Annotated in this window: 8 protein-coding genes; all 8 read right to left on the bottom strand. The window is 59.8% G+C overall.

From position 1 onward, the window contains the following. A partial coding sequence (locus VI215_02680; protein HEY6191211.1) for a 4Fe-4S binding protein occupies window positions 1–275 on the bottom strand: 275 nt, incomplete at its 3' end. A 303-nt stretch (window positions 276–578) separates the two neighbouring features. Beyond that, the gene (locus VI215_02685; GenBank protein HEY6191212.1) at window positions 579–1,073 is read right to left on the bottom strand and encodes an Rrf2 family transcriptional regulator; all 495 of its coding nucleotides are present in this window, start codon (window positions 1,071–1,073) and stop codon (window positions 579–581) included. A 31-nt stretch (window positions 1,074–1,104) separates the two neighbouring features. Continuing rightward, entirely contained in the window at window positions 1,105–1,677 is a 573-nt protein-coding gene (locus tag VI215_02690) for an archaemetzincin family Zn-dependent metalloprotease (protein HEY6191213.1), read from the bottom strand. Beyond that, window positions 1,674–3,020 (bottom strand): sigma-54 dependent transcriptional regulator, encoded by a 1,347-nt coding sequence (locus VI215_02695; protein HEY6191214.1) that lies wholly within the window; start codon window positions 3,018–3,020, stop codon window positions 1,674–1,676. The genes VI215_02690 and VI215_02695 overlap by 4 nt, the downstream gene beginning before the upstream one ends. Further along, window positions 3,017–4,684, bottom strand: a complete 1,668-nt coding sequence (locus tag VI215_02700) for an ATP-binding protein (protein HEY6191215.1) — start codon at window positions 4,682–4,684, stop codon at window positions 3,017–3,019. Before VI215_02700 ends, VI215_02695 begins: the two co-directional genes overlap by 4 nt. Window positions 4,685–4,853: 169 nt before the next feature. Next, entirely contained in the window at window positions 4,854–5,081 is a 228-nt protein-coding gene (locus VI215_02705; GenBank protein HEY6191216.1) for a hypothetical protein, read from the bottom strand. After that, on the bottom strand, window positions 5,059–6,345 hold the full coding sequence (gene hybB / locus VI215_02710; GenBank protein HEY6191217.1) for a Ni/Fe-hydrogenase cytochrome b subunit: 1,287 nt from the start codon (window positions 6,343–6,345) through the stop codon (window positions 5,059–5,061). Before hybB ends, VI215_02705 begins: the two co-directional genes overlap by 23 nt. Continuing rightward, window positions 6,329–6,563, bottom strand: a 235-nt coding sequence (locus VI215_02715) for a 4Fe-4S dicluster domain-containing protein (GenBank protein HEY6191218.1), incomplete at its 5' end; no start/stop codon positions are given. The genes hybB and VI215_02715, both read right to left, overlap by 17 nt.

The raw sequence follows: 6,563 nt of genomic DNA on the forward strand, positions 1-6,563 counted from the left end.
GGGCACAACCAGCTGCAGAACGCTTTCTTCAACAGCACTCCCAGGGCCAGGATCGCCACGAAGATGAAGAGGCCGGCCGGGTGGATCTGATTGACGATGCCGGTTTGGATCCAGTACTTCAGGCTGATGAGGGCGCTGATCGGAAGGAAGCCCTCAGAGCCTGGAGGTCTTGTCACGTAGGCAGCCGTCCCGCCGGATGTTCCCCACCTGACAAACAGATAGAATTCGAGCCCGATCCAGACGCAGAGAAGGACGAATGCCAATTGGGTCGTCAAGCGCAGGAACTGGGAATCCTCTTTCAGTCTCCAGAGAAGACGCTTCAGGAACCTGGGCTCAGACCGAAAATTTGCCCTTCTCCTCCGCAGTTCGGGGGGCAATTTCTTGATTCTCAGGACTTCCTGTGTAGGGGTGGCCGTCCTCTCAATCCGCAGAGTGTCCGGAGCGGGAGTTCTCAAAGTTGAAAATGGATCCGTTCGGATCTCCCCTTGACCGTACCCTATTGGCCCTATGTGGAGTTCATTTCTCAATGCTACTCCATATAGATCAAACCGTGTGCCAATTCGGACCAAATGGTCTTGTTAAGAAGATTTCGGAGGCGCTTCTTGGGCGGGGGCGGGGCGTTTCCTCGGGGCGGCTTTCGCCTTTGGCCTGTACTGGGCCTTGTGCATCCTGACCGCCATCTGACCGATGCTATTCTTCTCCAGCATCGCGATGATGGTGTTTCGCGATTTGAACCACTCATCGTGGAGCGCGCAAGGGTCGGTTATCGAACATTCCTCGAATCCCAGGACGCAGTTTTGCCGGAAGCCCGCTCCGTCGATCGCCTCGATGATGTGGAGGAGGTTGATCACCTCGGGCCCGGCGCCGAGAGCGAATCCTCCCGCGGGCCCTTTGTGCGAAATCAGAAGTCCCTTGTGCGTGAGATCCTGGAGGATCTTCGCGAGGAAGTGATACGGGATATCGAAATTCTCCGCGAGCTCCCGGATCGAAGTGGCCTGGTGATCCTTCTTCAATGCCATATACATCACGGCCTGAAGGGCGTACTCACATTGCCTGCTGAATAAGATGCTCATTCGTCAATTCTCCCTTGGTCTGACATGGTGACTAAGATAGTACTGTTCTGACCGCGCCGGCCCGCTGAAGATCGGCCAGATGATCCCTGCACCCCCGGCAGAGGCGGCCGGCCTTGAGATCGATCTCCCCGACGTAAGTGGACGAGCGCATCACGCACTCGAATTGCCGGCAATGGATCAATCCGGCGGTGTGCCCGAGCTCATGGATGATCTCCTTCCCGAGGCGGTCGAGGAGGCGCGGATGATCGGCCGGCATCCCGTAGAACTCGTTCGAGAGCCGGTGCACGGAGACGATCGCCGCCCGGCCCCCGAGCTGCGCCTCGCCGAAAACGAATGTGAGCACCGGAATGAAGAGGTCGACGTCGACGATCGCAATCCACTTCACATCCTGCTCGGGTGCGGCGGCCAGGAGCTGGGCGAGCAGGACCGCCGAGCGGTACTGCCCCCTCGGGGCGTCGAACGCGTGATCGAGATCGAGCGACGTCCGCTCGAGGACGGCCCGCGCGCCGAACGCCTCCTCAACCGCCCTGGCGGCGGGTTCGATCTCCCTGTCCTCAAGGCGCGAAGCGTTGAGAATGTGAATCCCCTTGATCACGTTGATCACGCCGGTTTCTGCAGCTCATACTTCGCAATCTTATTATAGAGCGTCGCCCTGTCGATGCCGAGGATCTCCGCCGAGCGCGAGATATTCCACCGGTTCTCCTCGAGGATCGACGTGATGTAGTCCCGTTCCACCGCCGAGAGCGTCCCCGAACCCGTCATTTTCTTCTTCATCGAAAGCTGGAACGGAAGATCTTCGGGGCGGATGCAGGGCGGTTTTCCGACCACCATCGCCCGCTCGATCGCATTCTCGAGCTCCCTGACATTCCCCGGCCAGTCATGCCGGATCAGGAGCTCCATCGCTTCGGAACTGATCGCGGTGATCGGTTTCCCCATCGAATGGGAGTAGGAGGTCACGAAGTGATTGGCAAGAATCGGAATATCCGACTTGCGCTCGTGGAGCGGGGGAACAAGGATCGTGAAGACGTTCAGCCGGTAATAGAGATCCTCGCGGAACACCCCGTCGGAGACCGCCTTCTCGAGGTCCTTGTTCGTCGCGCAGATGACCCGGAAATCGACCGTGATCACCGCGTTTCCTCCCACGCGGGTAAACTGCTTCGATTCGATCACTCTCAGGAGGTCCATCTGAGTTTTCATCGAGATGTTGCCGACCTCGTCGAGGAACAATGTCCCCCCGTCGGCAAGCTCCAGCTTTCCCTTCCTCTGGTACTGGGCGCCGGTGAATGCGCCGCGCTCGTGCCCGAAGAGCTCGCTTTCGAGAATCCCTTCGGGGAGCGCTCCGCAGTTGACGGTGACGATCGGGAAGTAGCGCCGCTGGCTGTTGCTGTGGATCGCCCGGGCGATGAGCTCCTTGCCGGTTCCGCTCTCGCCCCGGATCATCACTGTGGCGTCGGTGGGAGCCACCGTCTCGATGAGCTCATACACCTTCTTCATCTGCGGCGACTCGCCGATCATCTCCTCGACCTTGAAGAACTCCGACATGCGTTCCTTAAGCTGCACGTTTTCGCCGCTCAACGCCCGTTGCTTCAAGGCGTTCTGCACGAGATGGGAGAGGTGGTCCGGATCGACCGGCTTCGTGACGTAATCGAAGGCGCCCTGCTTGAGGGCCTGGACCGCGGTATCGACCGAGGCGTGCGCCGTGATAAATATGATCGTCGCCGCCGGATCGGCCTCCATGATACGCTGCTGGAGCTCCATGCCGTCCATCCCCGGCATCTTGATATCGAGAAGAATAACGTCCCAGCGGCCCCGTTGGAATTGATTCAGCGCCGCGGCGGCGTTCTCGGCGGTTCCGATTTCATATCCGTCTTCGCGGAACCATTTCGAAAGGGAATCGCGTACGACCATTTCGTCGTCGATGATGAGGATTCTTGGAGTGGTAGTCATACTGCCTCTTGCTTTTTCGTTTGTTCCCCGGTGGTTTGAGATGTTGAAACGGGCGGGAAGGTCAGCGTGAAGGTCGTGCCCTTCCCGACGGATGAGACGACGGCGATCGTTCCGCCGTGCCGCTCGACGATGCCATAGGCGACGGAGAGGCCGAGCCCCACTCCGTGGACCTCCTTCTTGGTCGTAAAGAACGGCTCGAAAATAAAGGGAAGGTCGCTCTCGGCAATCCCGGCGCCGTTGTCGGCGACGGAGATAAGGACACCGTCGGCTTGATCTGGACGCCCGGTCTCGACGGTGATCCTTCCGCCTCCCGGCATGGCTTCCACGGCGTTCACGAAGAGCGCGATCAGCGCCTGTTTGATCTGGTTTTCATCGCACAGGAGCGCAAGTTCCGGCTCGGGAGAGCGCGTCTCGAGCTTCACGTTGGAGATGTCGCAGTGGTGGCGAACGAGCTGGGCCGCTTGCTCGACGATCCGGCGGACCGGGACGAGGGCGAAGTCTCCCGCCTGTTTCCTCGAGAAGAGGAGGAGGTTCTTCACGATCGTGCCGCACCTGTCCGCCTCCTGCGCGATCAGCCCGATATCCTCGACGGTCTGGCGGTTTGCCTGAAGGAGCGCCTCGTCCTTCTTGATCCGGCGGCCGATCAGTTTCGCATAGGTCAGGATCCCCTCCAGGGGATTGTTGAGCTCGTGCGCGACCGTCGCCGCGAGCTTCCCGAGCGACACCATCTTCTCAATGTGAACGATCTGCCTGTGAATCGCATTCAGTTCGTCCGTTTTTTCCCGGACCCGCTGCTCGAGCGTCCGGGCCCAGCGGAGGTTTTCCGCCTTCTCGTTTTTCACCGAGAGGGTCATCGTGTTGAACGCCCGGGCCAGCGTCCCAAGTTCGTCCCTCGTACGGATTGCGATCCGGTAGTCGAGGTTGCCGGAGGTGATCTCCTGCGCCCCTTTCATCAGGCCGCGCACCGGTTTCAACACGGTCACTGAGAGGAAGAGGGCCACGATCGCCGCGATGACGAGGATAACCCCTCCGGCGTAGGTGAGCATCGTATATTGCGTCCCGGCGATGGTGTCGTCGAGGCCTTTGAGCGACATCCTGACGTCGAGGACGCCGAGCACCGTGCGGTCGCCCGGATGAGCGTGACAGTCCGAGTTTGAACAAGATGGCTCGTTGCGGATCGGGTTGATCACCCCGAGGACCCGGTGCCCGCTCGAAGCCTCATAGATCCGGGTGCGGGTCTTCGTGGGGAGCGACTCCAGCGGCTTTTCCTGGCTATGGCAGGCGTAGCACGCCTCCGTGTGCATGTCGACGGTCGTGTTCTCTTCGGACTTATCGATGGAGAACATGATCTCCCCCCGCTTGTTGTAGATGCGGATCCCCTCGACCCCCGGTTCCTTTCCGATCGTGGAGATGATCTGATAGACGTCGTCCCTCCGGTTGAGCAGCATGCTGTACCGGGTCGACTGCTTGATGACGTCGCTCATCCTGTCGGCGCTCAGGACGATCTGGTTCATCATCTGCGTTTTGTAGAATCCGACGGCGAAATAGGAATAGAGTCCGAACAGCACGAGGAGAAGGAGGATCGCTCCCGCAAGAACCCGGACGCTGAGCCTATGGAGAAAGGGGATACCCATCCGGCTGAAATAGGGCAACTTGCGTGCCACTCCGGGATGGTGCGCCCGTTGAACCGGACAGAAATCTCCTGGATGCTTTCTCAGGGGTGCAACTGGGAGTGAAGGAAGTTCTTAAGAGTGAGAAGCGCTCACCGGCATGAAACGAGCGCCTCTTTCACCGGCTCGGCGGCGCGCTTCGGCCCCATCTGAGGTCGTGGCTTTAGAGATCGTGTTCGGTCTTCCCGGCAGGCGAGGCCTGTTTGCGGACACGCGCGCGGCCGGTCCCGTGGGAAATGTGCATCCGCATCGCCTTGTCCAGGGGACATTGATCGCAATCGAACTCGCGTTCGCACAGCTGGTACGAGAGAATCCCCGCGGCCATCCAGACGCACCGCTGCTCCTTCGGAACCACGGGGTAGGAGCCTCTATTCGATGGAGTAAATCGCATCGGAGTTCTCCGCTGAATTCGGCGCTGAAACCAGGCGCAAATCCTCGCTCATGTCGAGGACGGCCTTGGGAGCTTCCGCCTCATGTTCGTGCTTGAACAACGGCAGGTATCGCGCCGCCATTGTGAAAATGATGAACCCCGCCGTGACGATGGCCATTGTGACGGTGATCTCCATCCACGACGGGAAGTAGGAAACCCCCGCCCACGCTTCCATCCCGGTGATGCTGATGTTCATCCTGTTGAGGATGAACCCGAGTATGATCAGAACGGAACCGAGGAAGAGCCCGTTCCGGCTTTGCCGGAGGCGGGGGATGCCGAAGACGGCGAGCGGCGCTGCGACACCCACTGCGATCTCGAGCCAGTAGAGGTACGTTTCCATCCTCGGCACGAAGAGGAGCGGTACGGCACCCCGGTTGACGAGGTCCACCGCTTTCATCGTGAGATACACCGCAAGCATCAGGACCGCGATTCGCGATATTTCAGCAAGGAGCGGCAGTTCGAGCCCCTTCTTGAAGCGCCGCCCGCTCAGGATCGATTCGAAGATGACCATCGCGCAACCGGCGGCGATCGCCGAGAAGTAGAAGAAGACCGGAAGATAGGGCGTATACCAGAGGGCGTAGAGTTTTTCCGGAACGATCAGGTAGAGCGACCCGAGAGACGACTGGTGCAGCGTCGAAAGGAGCACACCCACGATGATGAGCGGCGGCATCACCCGCTTCACGACCCGGAGCGTCTTCGTGAGCTTGAACTTCTCCAGGACGACAGGGGAAAACTCCAGGCTGAGCACCGTCGTATAGAGCATCACGCACCAGGCCACCTCGAACATGACAGAATGCGGATTCCACATGATCAGCGCATGCCAGATCTGGAACGGCCTCCCCAGATCGTAGAGGAGTCCGACGATCACCAGGACATAGCCGAGGAAGGCCGTCAGGATCGAAGGGCGCAGGATCGGTTCGAACCTCTTGATGTTGAAAATATGCACGATGGCCGCCAGCGTAAATCCTCCCGCGGCGAGCCCGACTCCGCACAGGATGTCGAAGCCGATCCAGAGCCCCCACGGAAACTGGTCGCTCAAATGGGTGGTGGCTCCGAGTCCCTGCGTGACGCGGATGTAGGTGACGTAGGCGCCCGCGCTCAGAATGATTCCGGCGACGATTTTCCAAAAGCTCAACGATTTGCCGAACCGTTTCATTCCGGTTCCCTCCGGGGTTCTCATGGCGACGGTCGCAAGGTTCGTGTGCATGTCAGTTGCCCTCCCCATTGTGCCGGTTCTCCAGGTCGCGAAGCCCGCGCTCCAGTTTTTGCACTTCCTTCCTCCGGTTCGTGATCCACCAGATCCCATAGAGGAACACTCCGCCGACGGTCACAACGGAGGGGACCTTCGAGAGGGCGTTCCAGGTGAGCATCGGGAGCGCGGTCCCTTCGAGCTGGGTCTTGAATCCGAGCTTCTCGAAGGGGACGCTCGAGAGATAGAGGATT

The organism is Bacteroidota bacterium, assembly GCA_036522515.1.
Taxonomy (GTDB): domain Bacteria; phylum Bacteroidota; class Ignavibacteria; order UBA10030; family SZUA-254; genus VBOC01.